The 22,178-nt window shown below is 55.8% G+C and carries 17 protein-coding genes and 1 other RNA gene; 10 read left to right on the forward strand and 8 right to left on the reverse strand.

Annotation, left to right across the window (positions count from 1 at the left end; genetic code table 11):
* Positions 1 to 54: 54 nt before the first annotated feature.
* The gene (locus ACTLLP_RS05980) at positions 55 to 1,281 is read right to left on the reverse strand and encodes a GGDEF domain-containing protein (protein WP_441057901.1); all 1,227 of its coding nucleotides are present in this window, start codon (positions 1,279 to 1,281) and stop codon (positions 55 to 57) included.
* 233 nt (positions 1,282 to 1,514) lie between these two features.
* On the opposite strand from ACTLLP_RS05980, the gene ACTLLP_RS05985 reads away from it, so the two are divergent.
* From ACTLLP_RS05985 to kdpC, 5 genes are all read left to right on the forward strand, one after another.
* Complete coding sequence (locus tag ACTLLP_RS05985) at positions 1,515 to 2,735, forward strand: glycosyltransferase family 4 protein (RefSeq protein ID WP_441057904.1); 1,221 nt, start codon at positions 1,515 to 1,517, stop codon at positions 2,733 to 2,735.
* Entirely contained in the window at positions 2,719 to 4,896 is a 2,178-nt protein-coding gene (locus tag ACTLLP_RS05990) for an amylo-alpha-1,6-glucosidase (RefSeq protein ID WP_441057907.1), read from the forward strand. The genes ACTLLP_RS05985 and ACTLLP_RS05990 overlap by 17 nt, the downstream gene beginning before the upstream one ends.
* Before the next feature lie 467 nt (positions 4,897 to 5,363).
* Complete coding sequence (kdpA, locus tag ACTLLP_RS05995) at positions 5,364 to 7,067, forward strand: potassium-transporting ATPase subunit KdpA (RefSeq protein WP_441057910.1); 1,704 nt, start codon at positions 5,364 to 5,366, stop codon at positions 7,065 to 7,067.
* Positions 7,068 to 9,092: a potassium-transporting ATPase subunit KdpB gene (gene kdpB, locus ACTLLP_RS06000; RefSeq protein ID WP_441057913.1), complete on the forward strand. Its 2,025-nt coding sequence runs from the start codon at positions 7,068 to 7,070 to the stop codon at positions 9,090 to 9,092.
* A gap of 14 nt (positions 9,093 to 9,106) precedes the next feature.
* Complete coding sequence (gene kdpC / locus ACTLLP_RS06005; protein ID WP_441057916.1) at positions 9,107 to 9,724, forward strand: potassium-transporting ATPase subunit KdpC; 618 nt, start codon at positions 9,107 to 9,109, stop codon at positions 9,722 to 9,724.
* On the opposite strand, the gene ACTLLP_RS06010 is transcribed toward kdpC, so the two are convergent.
* Genes ACTLLP_RS06010 through ACTLLP_RS06025 form a run of 4 tightly spaced genes read right to left on the reverse strand, consistent with a single transcriptional unit; the run spans position 9,656 to position 15,591 of the window.
* A complete protein-coding gene (locus ACTLLP_RS06010) occupies positions 9,656 to 11,857 on the reverse strand; it encodes a universal stress protein (protein WP_441057919.1) in 2,202 nt (733 codons plus the stop codon). The two genes, kdpC and ACTLLP_RS06010, sit on opposite strands and share 69 nt — an antisense overlap.
* On the reverse strand, positions 11,854 to 14,247 hold the full coding sequence (locus ACTLLP_RS06015) for a ComEC/Rec2 family competence protein (RefSeq protein ID WP_441057922.1): 2,394 nt from the start codon (positions 14,245 to 14,247) through the stop codon (positions 11,854 to 11,856). The genes ACTLLP_RS06010 and ACTLLP_RS06015 overlap by 4 nt, the downstream gene beginning before the upstream one ends.
* Positions 14,248 to 14,264: 17 nt before the next feature.
* Entirely contained in the window at positions 14,265 to 14,849 is a 585-nt protein-coding gene (locus ACTLLP_RS06020) for a ComEA family DNA-binding protein (RefSeq protein ID WP_441057925.1), read from the reverse strand.
* Between the two features lie 40 nt (positions 14,850 to 14,889).
* Positions 14,890 to 15,591: a DUF421 domain-containing protein gene (locus ACTLLP_RS06025; RefSeq protein WP_441057928.1), complete on the reverse strand. Its 702-nt coding sequence runs from the start codon at positions 15,589 to 15,591 to the stop codon at positions 14,890 to 14,892.
* Positions 15,592 to 15,794: 203 nt separating this feature from the next.
* Here ACTLLP_RS06025 and ACTLLP_RS06030 point away from each other — a divergent pair, with 203 nt between their 5' ends.
* From ACTLLP_RS06030 to ACTLLP_RS06050, 5 genes are read left to right on the forward strand one after another with little or no spacing between them, the layout of a single operon-like run.
* Positions 15,795 to 16,676 carry a branched-chain amino acid ABC transporter permease gene (locus ACTLLP_RS06030; RefSeq protein WP_441057931.1) on the forward strand — a complete coding sequence of 294 codons (882 nt, stop codon included), beginning with the start codon at positions 15,795 to 15,797 and terminating at the stop codon, positions 16,674 to 16,676.
* Positions 16,673 to 17,605, forward strand: coding sequence for a branched-chain amino acid ABC transporter permease (locus tag ACTLLP_RS06035; RefSeq protein ID WP_441057934.1), 933 nt, complete (start codon positions 16,673 to 16,675; stop codon positions 17,603 to 17,605). The genes ACTLLP_RS06030 and ACTLLP_RS06035 overlap by 4 nt, the downstream gene beginning before the upstream one ends.
* Positions 17,578 to 18,357: an ABC transporter ATP-binding protein gene (locus tag ACTLLP_RS06040; RefSeq protein ID WP_441057937.1), complete on the forward strand. Its 780-nt coding sequence runs from the start codon at positions 17,578 to 17,580 to the stop codon at positions 18,355 to 18,357. Before ACTLLP_RS06035 ends, ACTLLP_RS06040 begins: the two co-directional genes overlap by 28 nt.
* Positions 18,342 to 19,085 carry an ABC transporter ATP-binding protein gene (locus ACTLLP_RS06045; RefSeq protein ID WP_441057940.1) on the forward strand — a complete coding sequence of 248 codons (744 nt, stop codon included), beginning with the start codon at positions 18,342 to 18,344 and terminating at the stop codon, positions 19,083 to 19,085. Before ACTLLP_RS06040 ends, ACTLLP_RS06045 begins: the two co-directional genes overlap by 16 nt.
* Positions 19,086 to 19,123: 38 nt before the next feature.
* The gene (locus ACTLLP_RS06050) at positions 19,124 to 20,323 is read left to right on the forward strand and encodes an ABC transporter substrate-binding protein (RefSeq protein WP_441057943.1); all 1,200 of its coding nucleotides are present in this window, start codon (positions 19,124 to 19,126) and stop codon (positions 20,321 to 20,323) included.
* 86 nt (positions 20,324 to 20,409) lie between these two features.
* Here ACTLLP_RS06050 and ACTLLP_RS06055 read toward each other — a convergent pair whose 3' ends face one another.
* The 3 genes from ACTLLP_RS06055 to ssrA all read right to left on the reverse strand — a co-directional run bounded on the left by ACTLLP_RS06055 (position 20,410) and on the right by ssrA (position 22,178).
* Positions 20,410 to 20,976 carry a GerMN domain-containing protein gene (locus ACTLLP_RS06055; protein ID WP_441057946.1) on the reverse strand — a complete coding sequence of 189 codons (567 nt, stop codon included), beginning with the start codon at positions 20,974 to 20,976 and terminating at the stop codon, positions 20,410 to 20,412.
* A gap of 13 nt (positions 20,977 to 20,989) precedes the next feature.
* Positions 20,990 to 21,718 carry a carbon-nitrogen hydrolase family protein gene (locus ACTLLP_RS06060; protein WP_441057949.1) on the reverse strand — a complete coding sequence of 243 codons (729 nt, stop codon included), beginning with the start codon at positions 21,716 to 21,718 and terminating at the stop codon, positions 20,990 to 20,992.
* A gap of 103 nt (positions 21,719 to 21,821) precedes the next feature.
* Positions 21,822 to 22,178, reverse strand: a transfer-messenger RNA (tmRNA) gene (ssrA, locus tag ACTLLP_RS06065).

Raw genomic sequence — 22,178 nt, forward strand, 5'->3', positions numbered from 1 at the left:
GAGCAGGAAGACTTCGCCAGAGACTCCAGCGCGAGCTAGGATTTTAAGTGCGCTCTAAGGAGAATAGGTCCTCCCCCGCCAGACGGTGCGGTTTTTCCCCAGGCGCTTGGCCGCGTAAAGAGCGTTGTCAGCGCAAGTGAGCAAAGCCTCCGCTTCCCGAGCATCGTCAGGGAAAACCGCTACCCCCAGGCTGAGGGTGGGAAAGGGCTCCGACTGGCCGATAGCCTCTACCCGGCGGCGCAACCGCTCGGCAACCGTAATCGCCCCACGAGCTCCGGTTTCCACCAAGAGGACAACGAATTCTTCTCCCCCGTAGCGAGCAGCTAGATCCGAAACCCTTATCTCCTTTTTTATGACCTCTCCAATGCGCCGCAGGCATTCATCCCCGGCCAAGTGGCCGAAAGTATCGTTATAATCTTTGAAATTATCCACATCGATCAATAACAGCGCCAGGTGCCGCTGGTAGCGCTTAGCCCGCTCCAGCTCTATTACTAAGACGTCCCAAAACTTGCGCCGATTGTATAGACCGGTGAGTTCGTCGTGCTCGGCCAAATCCTTTACCTCTTGATAAAGATAAACGTTGAGCAACGCAGCTGCCCCCAGACGTCCCAATGCTTCTCGCCAGGCCCGACGGGCGGGGTAAGGAGATAAGGCGCGGCGCAGTAAAATCAGGTAGCCGGAAGTGCCCACCTCGCCGTCCAGCAAAACCACTTCCCCTTCGGCAAAACCATAAAGACGGCAGAGGGCCAGCAACTGCTCAGGCTGTTGGAACAAAGCGGCGCACTCGGAAGCCGAAAGCGGCAAAGGACGGCTAGAGGTTAGAACCACTTCCCCCGATTTGCGCCGGTAAAGGAAAGCCGCTATTTCCCAGCCCAGAATGCCGGCCAAAATGGCCAAAACCTCGTTAGCCTTTATCTGCCCCGCCAGAAAAAGGGTGAGAGCTTTGCCCGTCTCCTGGAGAGCGCTCTCCTCCCGTTGGCAGATATTTACGGTTTCCTGGAAGGAAAGAAAGGCCAGTAGCAGAGCTAGTAGCGGCTGATAGGGAGCCAGCCGGTCTTCCGCCTGTTGGCGATCGAGTTCGGAGGCAAATTCCAGGCAGCCCACCTCCACCCCCGCCAAGCTCAGGGGGAGCAGGGAGGTTCCGGAAGCGCTGGCCTGAGCCGTAATCAGGCGCACCTTCTCGATTCCGGTGAGGCTTTTGATCCATGCCAGTGTGGCTTCGGCCACCAGAGCTGGCTCAGTGGCCGAAGCCAGATTCTGGAGCAATTTCGCCTCCAGCATGTTGACGCTCTGACTCCTTTCGCGCAGCTGTTAAAATTTTAGCATTCGGCGATCTTCTTGTACACCTCATTGATTTCTACAATGGTTCTATGGTAAAATTTTTGTGGTTTGGTCGTTTGCGGATATTATATTTCGCTCTTAAATCCCTACTCTTGCTGGTTATCAAGCTAGCATTATTTCACTAGTAATAGCATAATTACATATTTAGCTTACTTGGGAGGTGGTAGTTAATTATGCGTATTGCCATGTTGCATTGGGCCTTCCCCCCCACCATCGGCGGAGTGGAAACACACCTCGCGATGGTATGCCCTGCCCTGGTCCGCCGGGGATACCAGGTAGCGGTCTTGGCAGGCTCCATCGATGCCGAGGAGAGGGTGGAACTTTGGGAGGGTGTTTATCTGCGCCGCACGCCGCTTCTGGACCTCAATTCCCTCACCCCGGAAAATATCGCGCGGCAGAAGGAGAATATCGCCCGCGAATTAGAGCGTTTCTGTGCAACCTTTAAGCCCGATGTGCTTCACGCCCACAACTTCCACTACTTCAGTCCCATCCACACCGAACTTCTGATGGAAGTGAAGCGGCGTCATGGTTTTCCGGTTATCCTCACCGCTCACAACGTATGGGAAGACTCCCTTTTTCGCGAGATGCTGCGCTTTCGCCACGACTGGGACGGGATCATCGCCGTCAGTCACTTCATTAAGCGGGAAATGGTGGCCGCCGGCTACCCAGCCGATAAGATCACGGTTATCCACCACGGACTAGCTTACCGCCAGTTCCTAGCCCATGGAGAACATGCCGCCTTGAGACAGTTTATCCGTCAGGTAGCCGGCCCCAGAAAGATCATCTTTCACCCTGCCCGCATGAGCTTAGCCAAAGGGTCAGATGTGGTGGTAAAAGCTTTCCACCAGGTGAAGGAGGCTTACCCTTCGTCCTTTCTCTTGCTGGCCGGTACCGATCTAACGGTGGATTGGGGAGCAGTCCAGCGGAAAGAAATCGCCCAGATAAAGGAGCTTATTCGCTCCCTGGGACTGGAAGAGGACACTCTCATACGCTGCTTTAACTGGAAGGAAATAGCTGCCGCTTACCAGGAGAGTGAGATCGTGGTTTATCCCTCGGCCTTCCAGGAGCCCTTCGGCATCGCTTTACTGGAGGCTATGGCCCTGGGCAAGCCCCTGGTGGTTACGCGAGTGGGAGGAATGCCAGAAATTGTCGCGGACGGCGAAACTGGCTTTGTTATCCCCCCGCGCGACCCAGAAGCTCTGGCCGAAAAGCTGATATGGCTACTTGAGCAGCCGGAAAAAGCCCGCCTGCTGGGAGAAAGAGCCGCCAAGCGTTTCAAGGAAAGATTTACCCTGGAGGAGATGCTGAAGGCGATGACGAACTACTATCACTTGATTTGGCAACGAAGCACGGACAGGAAAGGAGCGCCTTCGCATAGTGCAACTAGAAGATAGCTTACGCATAGCCCCGGCTTCCACTCCAGGGGCGACCGAAGTTTTAAAAAACAACGATATTTTCTTAGTATCTCTCCCCGATAGCTCCATACCGGCCGGGTATCCCGGAGGTCTAGGCCTCTACTTCCGGGATACCCGTTTTCTTAGCCGGCACGAACTTTTGCTAAATGGGTACCAACCCATCCTCCTTTCTTCGGGAGTGCGCTTCAGTCATTTCTGCCAGTGCGACCTGACCAACCCGGAGATCCGAAACGAAGAGGGGAAGCTGCTGGCACCAATGGAGTCGTTGCACCTGCGTTTGCTCCGCTTCATCAACGGAGCTCTGCACCAACGCCTGCGCTTAACTAATTACGGCTACCAGACCACCCGCCTTACCTTGCTTTTAAAGCTAGGAGCAGATTACCGCGATATTTTTGAACTCCGCGGCACCCTCCGCCCTAAGCGAGGCGCGATTCTGCCCTTTTGCGCGGGGAGAGAAGGACTGGCTTTTCGCTATCAGGGACTGGATAATCAAACCCGGCGAACCATGATCATCTGGGACCCGGTTCCGGAAGATGTGCTTGCGGAAGGAGACGATGTGGCACTGGTCTACCATTTGGAACTGCACCCCAAAGACAGAGCCTACTTTTACTGGCGCATTATTCCAGAGCTAGAAACGGAACCCGCGGGTCTAATTATTGTAAAAGAAGGGGACCTTAGGGCTTCTTTTACCCGCCTGGCCGCGCAACAAAAAAAGGCCTATTACCACTGGTACGAAAGTTGCACCCGCTTGGAAAGCGACCGCCCGCGCATAAACCAGATGTTAAACCAGGCCCTCTCCGACCTATGGATTCTGCAAACTCGTTACCCCGAAGGATTGGGAATCGACGCTGGCATCCCCTGGTACGCCACCCTTTTCGGCCGAGACGCCCTCATAACTGCCTGGCAAATTCTTCCTATCAACCCCGATTTGGCCCGGGAAACCTTGCGTCTACTGGCCTGTTACCAGGGTAAAACCTTGGATCCGGTGCGAGAAGAGGAGCCAGGTAAAATTATCCATGAAATTCGTCGCGGAGAGATGGCTAATTGCCACGAGATCCTCCACACCCCTTACTATGGTTCGATCGACTCCACCTTATGGTTCATTATCTTGCTGGGCGACTACATAATATGGTCCAAGGATCTTCATTTCCTGGAAGAGATGCGTTCGCCGCTGCAAGCCGCCCTAGACTGGTGCTGCAACTACGGCGACAAAGACGGCGATGGTTACATCGAATACGAAGGAAGCCGGCACGGAGGGCTACAGAATCAGGGTTGGAAGGATTCCTGGGACGGTGTGCCAGATACCGAAGGCAAACCGGTGCAGCCACCGATCGCCCTGGTGGAAGTGCAGGGGTACCTTTACGCCGCCTACCGGCGAGCCTGCCACCTCTTCAGTTTGCTGAAAGAACGAGACCAAGCCAACTTTTATGCCCGTAAAGCTGCCGATCTGCGCCAGCGCTTCCTCAAGGATTTCTGGGTGCGCAAAGGCAACTATCTGGGTTTAGCTCTGGATGGGAATAAGCGCTTGATCCCCACCGTGGCCTCCAATATGGGACAGGTACTTTTCACCGGCATTCTCCCCCCCCAGAAAGCCCGGCAGGTGGCCGACCGGCTTTTCTCCCGGGACATGTTTTCCGGCTGGGGCATCCGCACCCTCAGCCGCCGGGAAAAAGCTTATAATCCCATCAGTTATCATAACGGCTCGGTTTGGCCCCATGATAACAGCATCATCGCCATGGGGCTTCGCTACTACGGTTTCCTTCGCGAAGTCCAGGAACTGGCTTCTGCACTTTACGACGCGGCTCTTCGCTTCCCTTATTTCCGCCTACCGGAGCTCTTTTGCGGCTTCGATCGGCGTCCTTTCGCCAGCCCCATACGTTACCCTGTAGCTTGCGAACCCCAGGCTTGGGCCACGGGCAGCATCCTGGCTCTATTGCAAGCTTGCCTGGGCCTGAAGTGCACAACCGAAGGACTGATCATCCAGTCTCCCCTTCTGCCCACAGGCATCCAGGAACTCTACCTCAGCGGAATGAGAATTCACGGGGCTAAGGTGGAACTGGAGTTTGTGCGCCGCAACGGCCACATCTTATGCTTCCCCACCAAGCGGGAAGGCGAACTCAAAATCACCATCGCCACTTGATGCGCCAACCTGGAGCGTGGGCTCTTTGGGCCTCCGACACTCGCTTCCTGCGAGGGAACCCTAACACGCCACACCGAGATAACGCCAGCTAGAAGATCTGGGTTAGTAGATCTTTACTACTACCCGCCAACCTGGGTAATTGACAGCCAACAGCACTCCCCCTAGAATAGAGATAACATGCGCTACATTAACCCTCAGGGGTGAGTTTGCCTAAACCACTAAACCGGCTTTGCGCCGTGAACACTAGTGGGCAGAAGTGGACTCAAGGGAAAAAGCCCTGGGGGTTTTTGCTGCCCTGGGATTCGCCGCCAGGGTTTTAATCTTGCAGGCCGCGTTTAAGGAGGTGCAAGCGAGGTGAACAGCTGGTATTGGGCCGGATTGATCCTAAGTGGCCTGCTATTTCTTTATCTTAGCTACGTCATCTGGAACCCGGACAAGTTTTAAAACCGTCTGGAGGGAAAAAGAGGATGACCTGGAGAATGGTTCTGGAAATATTGTTTTTCGCCACAGTGCTTACCCTTTTAGCCGTGCCAATCGGCGTTTTTATAGCCAAGGTATTTGAGGGGGAAAGAACCTGGCTTGCCTTCCTGCGCCCGGTGGAAGGGGTTATCTATCGCTTGGCTGGTGTCAACCCTTACGCCGAAATGACCTGGACGCGCTACCTGGGTTTTCTCCTGCTCTTCAATTTCTGGGGGCTAGCTGTAGGCTATTTACTGCTGCGCTGGCAAAATTATCTGCCTTTCAACCCCCTGCACCTACCCGGTGTTCCAGGAGCTCTGGCCTTCAATACCATCGCTAGCTTTGTCACCAACACCAACTGGCAGGCTTACAGCGGCGAGACCACCATGAGTTACTTTTCGCAGATGTTCGTGCTAGCGGTGCAGAACTTCCTCTCGGCGGCCACCGGCCTAGCCGGAGCCATCGCCCTGATAAGGGCTTTCGCTCGCAAAGAAAAGAAGACCCTGGGCAACGTATGGGTGGATCTAACCCGCAGCGTGCTCTACATTCTTTTGCCCATAAGCCTGGTAATCGCCCTGGTACTGGTAAGCCAGGGAGTGATCCAGAATTTTAATCCCCCGGTACATGCCGTCACCCTGGAGGGCAAGGAGCAAACCATCCCTATGGGCCCGGTAGCTTCGCAGGAAGTAATCAAATTGTTAGGCACCAATGGCGGCGGCTTCTTCAACGCCAACTCAGCCCACCCTTTTGAAAACCCCAACCCCTTCACAAATTTCCTCGAAGCCATGCTGATAATCGTACTTCCAGCAGCCCTTTGCTTCACCTTCGGTCGCATGATCCATAATATGCGGCAGGCATGGGTGATCTACGGAGTAATGATGTTCCTCTTTCTGGCAGGAGCCTTCACCTGCTGCTGGTGTGAGGTGCACGGCAACCCTCTGTTTGCTCGCCTAGGCTTCCCGGTAGGCTCCAATCTGGAGGGGAAAGAGTGGCGTTTAGGAGCCACCGATTCCGCCCTCTTCGCCACCGTCACCACGGCTGTAGCTTGTGGCGCGGTAGATTGCTTGCATGATTCCCTCACTCCCATAGGGGGAATGGTAACTTTAGCCAATATGATGACCGGCGAGGTGATTTTTGGGGGCATTGGCTCAGGGCTATACGGTATGATTGCCTATGTGCTCTTAACGGTTTTTTTGGCAGGGCTGATGGTGGGCCGTTCTCCCGAGTTCTTAGGGAAAAAAATCGAGAAACGAGAAGTTAAACTCTCGCTGGCCATAGTTCTGGTGCCCGCTTTCCTGATCTTGCTCTTCAGTGCCTTAGCCGTGGCTCTTCCAGCCGGACGGGAGGGCATAACCGCCGCTGGACCCCACGGTTTGAGCCAGGTCCTGTACGCCTTCGCCTCTACCGCCAACAATAACGGCAGCGCCTTCGGCGGCTTGAATGCCGACTTACCCTTCTATCTTTGGACCACTGCCTGGGCCATGTTACTGGGACGGTTTCTTCCCCTAGCGGCGGTGCTAGCGCTGGCTGGCAGCTTGGTGGAAAAGAAAATTGTTCCCCCAAGCCCCGGAACCTTTCCCACCACCGGCTGGCTATTTGCCGTTTTGCTGATAGGGGTGATTATTATCGTGGGCGCTTTAACCTTCTTCCCCGGTCTGGCTCTAGGCCCCATACTCGAGCAGTTGCTTTTGCAGGCAGGGAGGTTGTTCTAAATGGCCAGGCGTAAGGTTAATCTCTGGGAACCCAAGCTTGTACTGCAAGCGGTAAAGGAAGCTTTTAAAAAGCTAGACCCGCGACAGATGGCGCGTAATCCGGTCATGTTCTGCGTGGAAATAGGAGCAGCTTACACCACAAGCGTAGCTATAGGAGAAGCGTGGGCGCATTCCGCTTACGCCTCCTTTACCGGGCAAATAGCGTTATGGTTATGGTTCACCGTCTTGTTTGCCAACTTCGCCGAAGCGCTGGCTGAAGGGCGGGGAAAAGCCCAAGCCGAAAGCCTACGCGCCACCAAAGAAGAAGCGATGGCCAAGCTGCTCACCCCGGAAGGAACCAAGGTGGTACCAGCTACTCAACTCCGGAAAGGGGATGTAGTGCTAGTGGAAGCTGGCGATCTCATTCCCGGAGATGGTGAGGTCATAGAAGGGATAGCCTCGGTGGACGAGTCGGCGATCACCGGCGAATCGGCACCGGTAATCCGGGAGTCAGGTGGCGATCGCAGCGCCGTCATAGGCGGAACCCGGGTTATATCGGATTGGATTAAGGTGCGCATCGCTGCCGATCCTGGTGCGAGCTTTCTCGACCGGATGATCGCCCTGGTGGAAGGAGCGCAGCGCCAGAAAACACCCAACGAAATCGCTCTTACGCTCCTGCTGGCCGCCCTCACGCTGATATTTTTGTTGGTAACGGTGACCCTGGTACCCTATTCGCTGCGGTACGGTGTGCTGCCCTCCATCGCCATCTTGGCTTCCCTGTTCGTGTGCTTGGCACCCACCACCATCGGTGGCTTGCTGCCAGCCATCGGCATCGCTGGTATGAACCGCTTGTTGGAGAGAAACGTGTTAGCCATGTCTGGTAAGGCGGTGGAAGCGGCTGGCGACGTGGATGTGCTTTTGCTGGATAAAACAGGGACCATTACCCTCGGTAACCGGGTAGCAGTGGAGTTTATCCCAGTGGGGGACGCCACCGAAAAAGAAGTGGCCGACAAAGCACAGCTAGCCTCCCTGAGCGACGAAACGCCGGAAGGGCGCTCGGTGGTGGCTCTGGCTAAGAAATACGGCTTTAGGGGCCGGGATCTAGCCAATAAACCTGTGGAGTTCGTCCCTTTCTCAGCTCGCACCCGTATGAGCGGGATCAATATCGGCGAGCAGCGCATTCGCAAAGGAGCCGCCAAAGCTGTCATTCAGTGGGTACAAGACCAGGGAGGGGAAGTACCGCCTGATCTGGAATCCAAGGTGGAAGCTATAGCCAGGGCAGGAGGCACGCCTTTGGTGGTAGCCGACGGTAAGCGTATCCTAGGAATTATCCATTTGAAGGACATGCTCAAAGGAGGCATTAAGGAACGCTTCGCCCAGCTCCGGGCTATGGGCATCCGCACCATTATGGTCACTGGCGATAATCCTCTAACAGCTCAGGCTATAGCCAACGAGGCCGGGGTGGATGACTTCATCGCCGAAGCCACGCCGGAAGCCAAGCTGATACGAGTTAAAGAAGAGCAGGCAGCGGGACATTTGGTGGCCATGACCGGCGACGGCACCAACGATGCACCGGCTCTGGCCCAAGCCGACGTGGGACTAGCCATGAACGTGGGCACTATGGCCGCTAAGGAAGCCGCCAATATGGTGGATCTGGACTCCAACCCCACCAAGCTCATTGAGATCGTAGAAGTGGGCAAGCAGCTGCTTATGACCCGAGGAGCTCTCACCACCTTCAGCATCGCCAACGACGTGGCCAAGTATTTTGCCATTATCCCGGCCCTCTTCGTCACCACCTGGCCCGAGCTCCGGGTGCTGGACATTATGCGCTTAGGATCGCCGGAAAGCGCGGTACTCTCGGCGGTGATCTTCAACGCACTGATCATCGTGGCTCTCATTCCCATCGCCATCAAAGGAGTAACTTTTCGGCCCGCTTCCGCCTCGACCATCTTGCGACGGAACTTGCTGCTTTACGGGTTGGGCGGCTTGGTGTTACCCTTCATCGGTATTAAAATTATCGACGTGTTGCTCCACCTGATACGCTAAGGAGGTTAGATCTTATGCTTAAAGAATGGGGACGGTGCTTGCTTTTCTTCTTGGTGCTCACGGTAATCACCGGGCTGGCGTATCCTTTGGCCGTCACCGGTTTAGCCCAACTGATCTTCCCCCGGCAGGCCAATGGGAGCCTTGTAGCTCAGGACGGCCAGGTGGTGGGCTCACGTCTTATCGGGCAGGAATTTACTTCGCCCTACTACTTCCAGGGCCGCCCTTCCGCCTCCGATTACGATGCTATGGACTCCGGCGGGCCCAATTACGCTCCCTCCAGCCGCGCCTTGGAACAGGCAGTAAAACAGCATTACCAGGCATTGGCGCGGGAAAACCCGGGGCTTACCCCCCAAAAGACTCCCCTAGACCTTATTACCGACTCAGCCAGCGGGCTCGACCCCCACATCAGCCCCCAAGCTGCTTTACTACAGGTGCCCCGCATAGCTCGGGCCCGCGCAGTTCCGGAACAGGAAATCGTCGAGTTGGTAAAACGGCATATCCACCCGCGGTGGCTGGGTTTGTACGGTGAACCCCGGGTCAACGTGCTGGAGCTTAATCTGGCCCTAGACCGCCACTTCGGCCGACCAGCTGGTGGCGTTAACCGGCACCAGGTGCAGGTCCACCGTCCTTAGCGAGCGGAGCAGTTGCGAGATCACGCTACCCCTCCAGAATTCCTGCCAGCGAGTGCGCTGGCTGTGACCCAGCACCATCTGGGTGATACCTCGCGAGCGGCAAAGATTAGCCAAAACTAGGGCTATATCCCGCTCGCTTAGGACCTTTTGCTCGTAATAGAGGATACCCATGGAGTCGCAAAGGCGCTGGAGGTAATGGCGAATGGCCAGGGCCTCAGCAGGCAATCTTCCCCCGGTGGTGTCGCAGTGAACCACTAGGAGCTCCGCTTGCTGAGCCACCGCCAGGCGAAGACCCCTGCGCACCAAACGCTCGGCGTAGGGCTTGAGGTTAACGGCCACCAAGATGCGCTCCTTGCGCTCCGCCACCGTCCTGCCATGCCTGGCTCCCAGGTGATGGGCCAGTTGGCGCAGGGCCAATTCCCGTAAAGCGGTGATGTTTTCCGGCCGGAAAAAGTGGCGGAGAGCCTGCTCGGTTTTCGATAAAGGATAAATTTTGCCTTGCTCTAGGCGCTTGAGCAAAAGCGAGCTAGCCAAGTCCACTAAGATAATTTCGTCCGCCAGCCCCAACACCCAGTCGGGCAAGGTCTCTCTTACTTTGACCCCCGTGATTTCCTCGATAACGTCGTTTAGACTCTCTAGGTGCTGGATGTTCAGGGTGGTGTACACGTCGATGCCGGCCGCTAGGATCTCGATGACATCCTGGTAACGCTTAGCGTTCTTTACTCCCGGTACGTTAGTATGGGCTAATTCGTCCACCAAAACCACTTGAGGACGGCGGCGTAGGATCTCCTCTAGGTCGAGCTCGGTGAAAGTCTTCCCGCGGTAAACCACTTGGCGACGGGGAAGCACTTCCAGATCTCCGATTTGAGCTTCGGTTTCTGCCCGCCCGTGCGTCTCAATGTAACCAACCACCACATCGACACCCTTTTCCTTCAGTTCATGAGCGTCGCGCAACATCCGGTAAGTCTTGCCTACCCCAGCAATGGGTCCCAGGTAGATTTTAAGCTTACCCCGCAAGGGCATTGTGAGCTCGGAGGGAGAATCGCTTGGAGGCGATTCCTCTTCCCCTTCCTTTTCCTTGGTGTCCGAGCTGGGTGCCACCACCAACACGTTGATATGCCGGTTACGCCGCAAAAGTTCGTTTAGCAAGGAGCCGCGCAGCAATTCTTCCCAACGGCTGCGGGCGGAATGCCCCACCACCAGGCGGGTAATATGGTTGGCAGCGATGATCTCCGAAAGCCGTATGGGAACTTCGCTTTCGTCCCCCAGTTCCTCCTCCATCCATGTACCGCCCACTGGAGCCAGCCTCTGCTCTACATAGTCCCAGGGAAAGGGTTCATAATGGCGGCCGGACACGCGGAGATGTACCACCAACAGCGAAGCCTGAAGGCGCTCTGCTAATAGCAGGCTGCGATGTAAAAGCCGCTCCAGGTTACGCTGGGTAGAGACGGCCAGAAGAATTCTCTCCCGCGCCGCTTTAGCTCTAGTCTCCACTCCGGGGCGAAAGAGTTGCTCATCCACCTCATCGGCCAGCCGCTTGAGCACTGCACGCCGAAAGGCAGCAAAATTAGCTGCTGCCAGATAGGGACCCAAGCGCGAGCGGGGATCAAAACCAGGAGGCAGAGAAATCCCTTGCCGGTGCAGTTCCTCTGGGGTTACATCCACCAATTCCACCTCGGTAGCCCGGTCGAGAAAAGCAGCTGGTACGATTCCTTCTGAAAGCGAAAAGGGAGGAACCAAAGGGAAGGGTAGGAATTCCTTAAACCCCTCCAACTCCAAGGCGTGCACCGTAGCCACCACGTCTATGCCCGCGTTCAAAAGTTCCTCCACTTCCTGCCACCGGGCTTGATAAGGGGAATCGGCCGAATAAAGCACGCCCACATCGTCTACCAACACCACTTCGGGACGTTGAGCCAGGAGCTCCGGCAAATTGAGCCGCTCCCCTAAAGGTGGAACGGAACGCAGCGTTCGACTCAGAGCCTCGATCTCCGGGTCGCTATACTTCAAGATCCCGATTACCACTTCCTTTCCTTGACTCATAAGTTCTTGCCCCTCTTGCAAAAGGGCCACCGTATTGCCCGACCAGGAGATGATGCCTACCAGTAATTTCAAGCGGCCACCATTACCCGTCAACGATCTTTCCCCCCTCGCTCGGCACGCCAACTCTTCCCGCTGACCGAATCGCCATCGGTGACCAGAGTCACCACTCCATCCTTGCCAGTGCACCAGATCTTGGTCCCTTGGAGTTCCAGGGGCTTTAGAGAAGAGAGCAGGGAACTCGAGAGTTCCTCGCTGGCAGAAAAGACCAGATGATGGGGTGCTTTTCCTTGTTGCAGCCACTCCAGCGATACAGAGCTCTTCGGCACGGGCAAAAAACAGACCTCGGTACCCGAGGTCGCCAGCAAGGAACCCCAAGCCGCCGGCCCAGTCCCTGCACCCGTCAGCAGCAAGAATCGACATTCGCCGCAAGTGAGTTGCAAGGCCACGCCCCTGGTGCTGGGCAAATCAGCGACCTCCAGGCAGCAAATATCCACCGCCGGGTCAAGCCGCAGGCGGTCACCTCCCCGGATATAGCTTATCCTAGCACCCCGCGAATGAGCAAAGGCAAGCAGACGAGCGTAATCTCCTAGGGCAATGTCTTTCCCCCTGAGTTGCAGCAAGGCATCAACATCTCCCGCATCGGGCAGATAAGGAACCGCCACCAAACGCACCGGAAAGCGCCGCAGCACCGCCCAGGCCCCCGCACAATGCTCCTCCCCTGGATGCGTTATCACCAACACATCGAGCTCTCTAATCCCCTGGTGGCGCAAATAACGCACCACCTTGAGTCCTGCCCCCTCTTTGTTGCCCCCGAGCTCCCCCGCCCAGCCACCAGCGTTGACCAGCATGGTTCGGCCTCCTGGAGTGCGTACCAGGACACTATCGCCCCGGCCAACGTCGAGAAAATCGAGGCGCAGCCAGGCCGACTCTTTGTTTCCCCCTCCTCCCGTAACCAGTAGCAACCAAAGAAGCGAAAGCAGCACCGCTCCGACCCAGCGCCACCGTCTGCCCTTGGCAATCAACCAGAGAGCGGGGTACCAGGAAAAAACCAAAAACAGCGGCGGGGGTGGGCGGTAAAGCGCCACCCAGGGCAACTTATCTAGCTCCTGCACCAGAAAGAGCAAACAATGAATTAGCGGGGACACCACCCAGGCCAAAGCTTGTCCCAGGGGCAAGAAAACCGAACCCAATCCCCCAGCCAGAGCTCCACCGAGAAAGATTACCGGCAACAGGGGCATGGTGACGATATTGGCTACTAGAGATACCATGGAAACCAAACCGAAATGCCAGGCAATAAGAGGCAGCACCCCGAGCTCAGCTCCCAAAGGGACCGCCAGCCACCAGCCGTAGGCCCCCACTCCAGAAAAACGAGTGGTCGCCCATTTGGTCTTCCACCATTGGTTGATCCCTGGACCCAAGAAAAGAATTCCCCAGGTAGCCGCGAATGACAGTTGGAAACCGGTGTTGTAAAGCGCCAACGGGTTGGCCAGCAGAACCACCATAGCGGCTACTGCTAGGGCTACCCGCCAATCGCGATGTCGACCCAGGTAATGAGCTAATAGGAGCAAAACCGCCATAATGCTCGCTCTAACCATGGGGGGATTGAATCCCACCACGAAATCGTAGAATAACAGCAAAACAAAGCCCAGGGTCATGGTTACTCCCCGGCTCCAGCGCAGGTAGCGAGCCAATAGTAAGCAAGCGGATAAAACAAAACCTACCTGCAGCCCGCTGACGCAGAGAAGGTATATGAGCCCGGTTTCGGCCAACGCCTCTTCCAGCGCTGGATCTAGCCGATCTCTGCTTCCCAAAAGCATCCCCTGCAACAGCGCGCTTTCCCGGGGAGAAAAAATGGTGGTCAGGGTCCGCCGTAGCCGCTCTTTACTCTTGAGAGCCAAGCTCATTAAGGGGTTTCGGCCCGCCTCGCCCACCTTGCTTATCCCTTCCGGGCGAGCTCTTACCAAGGCCAGAATCTTCTGCTGCCACAAATACCGGCGGTAGTCGCTTTCGCCCGGCTGCCCTGGAGGAGAAGGATATGCGATTCTTCCTTCTACCTCCAGCACATCTCCATAAGCGTATACCCGGGTAGGAGAAGTAACCCTAACCAGCACCTTACCTCCCCGCCACCTCTTGCCGGCAAACTCCGCTTCCCCGACCTGGAGAAGATAGGTCACGCGGTCACCCTTAACGCTCGGATCCTCCGACACCACTCCCGCTAGCCGCACCGCTTCCCCTCGGTAGTGCACCAAGGGAGAAATCGCTTCCCGGTAAGCCTGGTTCATGGCCACCACGCCCACCAGAAAAAACAGGAGCCAGATAATAAGGGTAGCACCCCGGCGACGACGAGACCAGAAGTAAGCGGAAAGAGCCAACAAGATGCTCGTGGCTGCCAAGGCCAGGGACCGGCCCAGCAACAGGGGGATGTAAGGTGCGGCCAGGCATCCGGCTATGTAGGCTAATGCCAAGGAGACAGCCAAAGGCAAAGCGCTCCCACCCTCCCTCACGGGGCGCATATGTAGTCGCGCAATTGCTCCAGCCGCCTGGCACCAATGCCTGGAACTTTAGCCAGCTCGTCTACCGAGCTGAAAGGACCGTTTTTGCTCCGGTATTCCACGATGCGCCGCGCTAGGGTCGGGCCAATGCCGGGAAGAGTCTGGAGTTCAGCCTCGCTGGCCGTATTGAGGTTTACCTTGGTGCCGGAAGAAAGAGTGGGGGAGGACATAAAAGGGTTCCTTGGCTCACCACCCTGTTCTCCACTAGATTTGGTCGGAACCACAATCTTCTGCCCATCGACCAAGACCTGAGCTAGATTGAGAGCGTGGGGATCAGCGGTAGGCAGCGGCCCGGCCTGATCTAGGGCGTCTTTAACTCTACTGCCGGCAGGTAATTGATAAACCCCAGGGCGTTCCACCGCTCCAGCCACATGAACCAATAAAGTCACCCCTATCCGGCCCTCTGGCTCCACAGCTGGAGCTACCGGCAGCACTTCCACCGGCCGATAAAAATAATGCTTCAATCCCCAACCCAGCAGCAAGACTAAGCCCAATGCTGCGGCCGCCACGTAGGCGCGCTTGGGCTCCCACAATACCAGATCACGCTCCACCACTTTCAAACCTTTGCCAATTTTATTTCGGTGTCACCCCTTTAACTTCCTCCCGGGAACTGACGAAGAGTTCCCCCTGTGCTGATAGTGTTGCCAAAAACACGTGGCGGAGCTCTTTGACACCCTTTTTCTCTAATTCCTGCAACAGCCATTCTTCACTCACCCCCGCAGCCTGGAGGTGGTTATGCAGGATTTCCCCGTCGGCTACTAGCACGTGCACCGGCCCGGTAGGGATAGGATACAATCCAAGATCTTTACGGGTCAGAGGGCGATACTCGCCCTTGGGAACCACGCTCAAATGCCCGGAACTTTCTAGCACAGCGCAAGCCACCTCGGCTGGATCGTGGTACCCCTTCTCGCGGAGTTGGGCCAGCAGATCGTCCAAGTTATAGCGGGCCCGGCGCATCTCCTGGGGCAGGAGCTTGCCTTCCCAAATTACTATCTGGGGCTTCCCGTAGACCAGCAAGCGCAACCAGCGGCTGTGCAAAGCCAGATAGGAAAAGGCTATTTCCAACCCCGCCAAGAGCACCAAAGGCAAAAGCCCCCGGCTGAGAGGGATGTCTAGCGACTCCATAGGCAGAACCGCCACCTCAGCTACCATGATCGCCACGGCGAAGTCGAAAGGAGAAAGTTGAGCGATTTCGCGCTTGCCCATCAAGCGCATCAGCACCAGTACGGTGAAGTAGATAAGAATGGTGCGCCCAAAAACTTGTAAGAAAACCATCCCTGCACCCCCAGGCAGCCACTTCCATAACTCTAGGAGCAGCCTAGCACTAATAACCCCGGCGCCCATTGGCCAGATCTTGACACCGAATTGTTGCTTGAGCTGTTTACCTTTCCTTTTACTCTGTGATATCCTTATACTCGGTATACAATGCAGGGGTACGGAAGGAGAAGACTGAGTCAGGAGAGGAGCTAACCGGCAAGATGGCGATAGTGCTGCAATTGCTGCTTAATTCACTAATAACTGGAAGCATATACCTTCTAGCAGGCACTGGACTCACCCTTACCTATGGTCTATCCCGCTTTCCAAATTTCGCCTACGCCGAGTTTATAACCTTGGGGGGATTCGCCGCCTATGCTCTGCTCCAACGCTCACCGGAAAATTTCGGGGCCAGCCTGGTGCTGGCCTTTGTTGTTACTGGATTGGTGAGCGTTCTCAGCTATCTCCTCATCTTCAGTCCGTTAACTAAACGCCACACCCCGCTTATCCCTTTGATGGTGGCCTCCATCGGCTTAGGCTACGTGCTTCGCTACACGATGGGAGAAATCTGGTCCTGGTCTACCATAGGCTACCCCTTGCTATGGGCTTCGTACAATTGGGGAGGAGTGCGCTTGACCAGCCTATGGCTCTGTCTCATCATCACCGCCCTGCTCGTGGCCCTGTCCATGCACCTCTTTTTCTCCTACACCAAAGTAGGAATGGCCGTCCGCGCCATCGCCACCAACCCGGATCTGGCGCTGGTTTCCGGGATCAATACCGAGCGCGTCATCCTGTTCACCTGGTTTTTGGGAGCCGCTCTGGCCGGTATAGCTGGCGTTTTCCGCGCCGCTGACACCCAACTCTACCCCATGATGGGCTGGGACATTCTCTTACCTATCTTCGCCGCGGTAGTGCTGGGCGGGATAGGCAGTTTTTACGGCTTGCTGATAGCTTCTTACCTGATGGGATTGGCCGAAAATCTGGGTGTGGTGCTGCTGCAAGCGCTGGGGCTTTCTACCGAGTACCGCATGGCTATTGCCTTCCTGGTTCTAATCCTGGTGCTGATCTTCCGCCCGCGGGGACTTATGGGAGGTGAAGGAGCATGAATCCACTTTTTTACCTGGCCGACACCTTGATCTTTATTGGCATTTTCGCGCTTCTAAGCCTAAGCCTGAACCTGGAATTTGGCCTTGCCGGCCTGGGCAACTTCGGTAAAGTGGCCTTTTTTATGGCTGGAGCCTATGCCTATACTCTACTGGCTCACGCCTCACTCCCATTCTACCTATGTCTTCTGGGCGGCATTGTAGTGGCCGGCATCCTGGGCATAGCGGTCACTTTACCCGCCCTGCGCTTACGCGAGGACTATTTGGCCATTGTTACTTTGGCCTTTGGAGAAATCCTCCGTACCATAGTGAAAGCGCAAGAAAATTTAGCCGGGGGCGTGCGAGGAATTACTGTCCCCAGAATATTCCACCTGGGATCCTTTCGAGCCGATACCATAGCCAACATTGAACTCACGCTGTCCTGCTTGATACTATGCTTTTTGGTCGTTCAGGCCCTAGCGCACTCCCCTTACGGGCGGGTGCTACGGGCTATAAGAGAGGATGAAGTCGCCGTCAAAGCCCTGGGCAAAAATCCGGTCTTTTTCAAAGCCACGGTTTTGTTTATCGGCTCCAGCATAGCTGGCCTGGCAGGAGGGGTTTTCGCCCAGTATATCAACTTTATTGATCCCTCTATGTTTCTACCCTCGGTGACCTTCCTGGTGTGGATGATGCTGATCCTAGGGGGGGCCGGAAATTGCTGGGGGGCGATGCTAGGCGCCTTAGTGGTGGAGTTGATGAATCGAGGCACGCGAATCATGAAAGATTTCATCACCCTGCCGGTGGACCCAAATAACCTACAGTATATCTTTTTTGGGCTGATAGTCATTCTGATCCTGCTTTTCCGCCCCCAGGGCATCCTACCCGAAGGCCCTATCCAAACCGCCGCCCGGAAGGAGGCAAAACAATGGATCTCCTCGTCGTCGACCGAGTAGTGAAAAATTTCGGCGGCCTGAGGGTGCTCAACCAAACCAGCCTCTCGGTAAAGAAGGGCACCGTAACCGCTCTTATAGGGCCCAACGGTAGCGGTAAAACCACTCTCTTCAACGTCATCTATGGATTGACCCCCGCCGATGAGGGAAAAATCTATTTCCGCAACCAACCCATAACCCGTCTTCCTACCTACCAAATCTACCGCAAGGGGCTGGCCTTGGCCTTCCAACTTCCGCGACTAATCAATCAACTCACAGTGCTTGATAACCTTCTACTGGCCGCCCCCAGTAGCAGCGGTGAAGGCCCCCTGGGAGCTCTATGGTCTCGCCCCCGCTGGCAAAAAGAGGAGATCCGGCTGGCGCGGCAAGCCCATGCCATACTCGAGCTCCTGGAACTCACTCCCCTGGCTCTGCGCCCCACGGGCCTACTCTCCGGAGGCCAGCGCAAGCTGGTAGAGATTGGAAGGCTATTGATGTCCCGCCCGGAGCTCCTGCTGGTTGACGAGCCAGCAGCAGGCATCAATCCGGTGCTAGCTCAGAAAATCTACGCCACTCTGAAAAAACTGCAGCAAGAGAAAGGGCTGACGCTATTCGTCATCGAGCACCGCCTGGAAGTGCTCTTCGACTTTGCCGACTATGTTTATCTCCTGGACGCCGGGCGCGTAGTTTTAGAGGGGACTCCGGAAACCGTGCTGGCCCATCCCGATTTCTACACTATCTACGCAGGAGAGAGTCAGCCATGGCGTGCATCGTAACCAAGGACTTAATAGTGGGTTACGGCGATAGCGTAATCATAGAGGGCATCTCCGTGCAGGTAGACGGAGGCCAGTTGGTGGCCGTAGTGGGTCCCAACGGCTCGGGAAAATCTACCCTGCTCAAGGGAATTATCGGCTTAGCCCGCCAATTTGGTGGTCAGGTTTACTTTAAAGACCGGGAAATAACCCACCTTCCCCCTTACCTGCTCACCCGCCTGGGCATCGGCTACGTGCCCCAAGTTAATAACATCTACGGACCCCTTACGGTCAGGGAAAACCTTCTCCTAGGAGCTTATTTCCGCCGCGACCGAGCGGAAACGGCAAAGGACCTCAACGAGGTCCTATCAGTCTTCCCGGAACTGGCCCGCAAGCAGAAATCCCGAGCTCAAACACTAAGCGGAGGCGAGAGACAACTCCTGGCCATCGGTCGCGCACTCATGGGCCGTCCTCGGGTTCTTCTGCTCGATGAGCCCTTGGCCTTCTTGGCCCCCAAGACAGCACTGCTCATCCTGGAAAAGTTGCGGGAAATCAAAGAGCGGGGGCTGGCTATTTTACTGGTAGAGCAAAACACCTTTCTGGCCTTGGAAAATGCGGACTATGCCTATGTGCTCAACCAGGGTCGCTGCGTCGCGGAGGGCAAAGGGAAAGAGCTTTTGCAAGACGCTTCCCTTCAGGAACGTTTCTTGGGCTTGCCCAAGGGGGTGAGAACGCAAGCGCCCGAGATGTAAAACCAGAAAAAACACTGGAAAAGGGGGAAAAAATTAACATGAAGGTAACCGGAAGAGTGAAGCGATGGTTGAGCCTGCTGGGTATTCTGGGCATTCTTCTGGGCATAGCTGGCTGCGGGAAAAAACCTGCCACCCAGGAAACCGCCCCGTCTCCGGGGGGAGAAATCAAGCTAGGATGCGTCCTTTCCACCACCGGACAGTTAGGTCCGATGGGTAAAAAGATGGCTGATGCCGCGCGTTTAGCAGTGGACCAAATCAACGCTCGCGGTGGTGTTGATGGCAAGAGAATCAAGCTTTATTTGGAGGATGATGCCACCGACCAGGTCACCGCACTCAACGATGTCAAGAAGCTGGTAGAAGTCAACGGGGTAAAGCTTCTAATCGGAGGAATGAGTTCGGGAGCGGCCATGACCATAGGCCCCTTTCTGGCCGAGCGCCATGTTTTTATGATTTCTCCCTCCGCTACCTCACCTGAACTCACGGGTCAGCCCTGGCGGCAATACCTTTTCCGCACCTGCCCCAGCGACATATATCAGGGCAAGTTGATGGCCCAGCTGGCGCTGAACGAAGGGCTCAAAAAAGCGGTGATCCTGGCCATGGATAACACTTACGGTGTAGGACTGGGCAACGAGATCAAGAAAACCCTGGGGGACAAAGCCCAGGTAGTGGGCTACATCAAATACGACCCTAACAAAAAAGACTACCGGAGCGAACTCACCCAGATCAAGCAACTAAACCCCGACGTGGTATTTCACATAGGGTACAACAAGGACGGGATCATTATCTACCAGCAAGCTCTGAATCTGGGACTGGATAAAATAAAGTGGATCGGCTGCGACGGTGTTTACGGTACTGGCATGCTAGAAAATCCAGCAGCAGCTGAGTTTATGGCTAAAACCATGATCGGCACCCGTCCCGCCTCCCCCGACAACCAAGCTTATGAGCAGTTCCGCCAGGCCTACAAAGCCAAGTTTAACGCCGAACCGGAAGTTTTCTGCGACACCATTTACGATGCCGTCAATCTCCTGGCCCAGGCCTACGCTCGCGCTGGCGGAGAAGACGCCGCCAAAATAAGAGAGGCGCTCCTGCAAATCGGGCAGAACTATCCTGGTGTTAGCGGCAATATCACCTTCGACCAGGACGGTGACCGAGTAGGAGGCTATTTCGAGGTCTGGAAAGTGATAAAGAAAGGAGATAAATACGAGTTCGCCCGCGAGAAACTAATAGAGGTCCAGTAAACGGATCAGGCGGCCTTTAAATTGGGGGCTGTCCCAAAAGTTAATCAGGGACAGCCCCCAATTTAACCTAGCCAGGTGACGCCTCGCTAACTCTTGGCCACCAGACTCCAGTCCGGGTCTATCGGAACCGAAGTGTCCATATGGCCCAATATAGACTCTTCTTTACGCCCTTCCAGCAAAAACTGCACCTTATGCACTGTTCCCAAACGCGCCAGTGAATCCACCACCGAGTATATGGTCATCAGCTCTCCAGCTGATCCCCCTGAATGCTGCTGCTTAAATTGGGAGGAGAAATTGACGTAGGCTACCCCATCTTTCACCTCCAGGGAAAGGAGTTTAGTCCCGGCTGGTATGGTGGGGCAAAGCGAGGGATCGGTCGGACCTTTAATCAACTCTTCAACCACCACTTGCTCCAAAGGGTGATCACCTACCTCCACCTCGCGGACCTCGGGAACCAGGTGCTGCGCCTCGCGATCAGCGAAGTAAAGGGTGACCTGACGCTTAGCAAACGGAGTAGGTGAAGGTTTTTCCTGCGCGGCGGGAGGAGTCTCGGTAGAAGGAGCGTTATGAGCCGATCCTCTGCCGCAGCCTGCCAAACAAGCAAACATTAAAAGCACTAATCCAGCCATCAGAAACCGGTAACGGACGGTCATCTCTGCACCCCCTTTACAGCCTGTCCTTCAAATCACAGGTAAGTATACACTCGCTGGCCTCGTCAGCCAGCGCCACCAACGCGCCATCCGGATCAGCGATTAAACTGCGCCCCAAGCTAATCAGGCCCAAGTGGCTGCCTACCGCATTGGCTAGCAGCACATAACAAGCGTTTTCCGTAGCTCGTGCCAGAGGGAGGGCCAAATTCTTATCCTGCTTCCAACGCGCCTCCTTGGGCGGATAGAAATGGGCGGCCAAAATAAAAATAAGCTCCGCACCCAGGTCGCGTAACTGCCGCGCCAATTCGGGATAATTTTGATCCCGGCAGATGATAACCCCGCATCTGTAGCCCCGAAAGCTAAACACCAGAGGCTGGCTTCCAGAAGTGAAATGAGGCAACTCCTTCTCGGTCAGGTATATTTTTCGGTAGGTGAAAGTATCACCTCCGGGGAGCAGAACGGTAGCAGCATTGAAACAACGATGTTCCCATCGTTCCGCCCGCCCCACGATGACCCCCAAACCCAGCTCCTGGACCCGCTGAGCTAAGCGCTCCAGAGCCAGAGAAAGATCCTGCTCGAAGTTGGGGGCAGTCAACGTCACGGGGTTATAACCGGTAAGACTCATTTCGGGAAAAGCGATCAAGTCCACCCCTCGGCGCGCTGCCTTTTCGGCCAGCTGGAGGATGGTGCGTTCGTTCTCCTCCAGCGTATCAGCGACGAAGGTCTGCGCCACACCTACCCGCAAATGGACCTCACCTCCTCTGACGTTATTATTCGCCAGAAGCAAGGCTACGACCTTCCATAAAAAACTACCCGGAGAAGTGTTTTCTCCGGGGTGATAAGCTTATTGGTGGAGGCGGAGGGAATCGAACCCTCGTCCGAGAGACCCATTACAGGAGCTTCTCCGAGCGCAGGTTGGGCTTGCATCTCACCGCCGAACGGCCCCCAACCGAACCGCCCAGCAGCCAGCCCCCTTTATCTTACTGCCAAGACCGGAGGCAGATCCTGACAGGCAGCCCGTTTACTTTTCCGCCCCTAGCTCAACCTCGGGCTGGTTGGGAAAGGGACGCTGGCCGGAGCTTATGCGGCCAGAGGAGCTACGCGTTGATTGTTGGCGTTTATTGGTTGGCCACTTTTTAACGGGTAGGTGGCGAACCCGGCTCGCTTCTCCTGCTCTAAATCTCCCGTCGAAACCCGTCGCCCCC

It is taken from the genome of Desulfothermobacter acidiphilus, from assembly GCF_052073645.1.
GTDB classification, from domain to species: Bacteria; Bacillota; Desulfotomaculia; order Desulfotomaculales; family Ammonificaceae; genus Desulfothermobacter; species Desulfothermobacter acidiphilus.

Bases quoted from the DNA above. Each gene is read 5' to 3' on its own strand.
- ACTLLP_RS06025 (WP_441057928.1), bottom strand. From the start codon at position 15,591: ATGGTTTTCTTACAAGTTTTTGGGCGCACCATTCTTATCTACTTCACC.
- ACTLLP_RS06050 (WP_441057943.1), top strand. From the start codon at position 19,124: ATGAAGGTAACCGGAAGAGTGAAGCGATGGTTGAGCCTGCTGGGTATT.
- kdpC (WP_441057916.1), top strand. From the start codon at position 9,107: ATGCTTAAAGAATGGGGACGGTGCTTGCTTTTCTTCTTGGTGCTCACG.
- kdpB (WP_441057913.1), top strand. From the start codon at position 7,068: ATGGCCAGGCGTAAGGTTAATCTCTGGGAACCCAAGCTTGTACTGCAA.
- ACTLLP_RS06035 (WP_441057934.1), top strand. From the start codon at position 16,673: ATGAATCCACTTTTTTACCTGGCCGACACCTTGATCTTTATTGGCATT.
- ACTLLP_RS06030 (WP_441057931.1), top strand. From the start codon at position 15,795: ATGGCGATAGTGCTGCAATTGCTGCTTAATTCACTAATAACTGGAAGC.
- ACTLLP_RS06040 (WP_441057937.1), top strand. From the start codon at position 17,578: ATGGATCTCCTCGTCGTCGACCGAGTAGTGAAAAATTTCGGCGGCCTG.
- kdpA (WP_441057910.1), top strand. From the start codon at position 5,364: ATGACCTGGAGAATGGTTCTGGAAATATTGTTTTTCGCCACAGTGCTT.
- ACTLLP_RS05985 (WP_441057904.1), top strand. From the start codon at position 1,515: ATGCGTATTGCCATGTTGCATTGGGCCTTCCCCCCCACCATCGGCGGA.
- ACTLLP_RS06045 (WP_441057940.1), top strand. From the start codon at position 18,342: ATGGCGTGCATCGTAACCAAGGACTTAATAGTGGGTTACGGCGATAGC.
- ACTLLP_RS05980 (WP_441057901.1), bottom strand. From the start codon at position 1,281: ATGCTGGAGGCGAAATTGCTCCAGAATCTGGCTTCGGCCACTGAGCCA.
- ACTLLP_RS06055 (WP_441057946.1), bottom strand. From the start codon at position 20,976: ATGACCGTCCGTTACCGGTTTCTGATGGCTGGATTAGTGCTTTTAATG.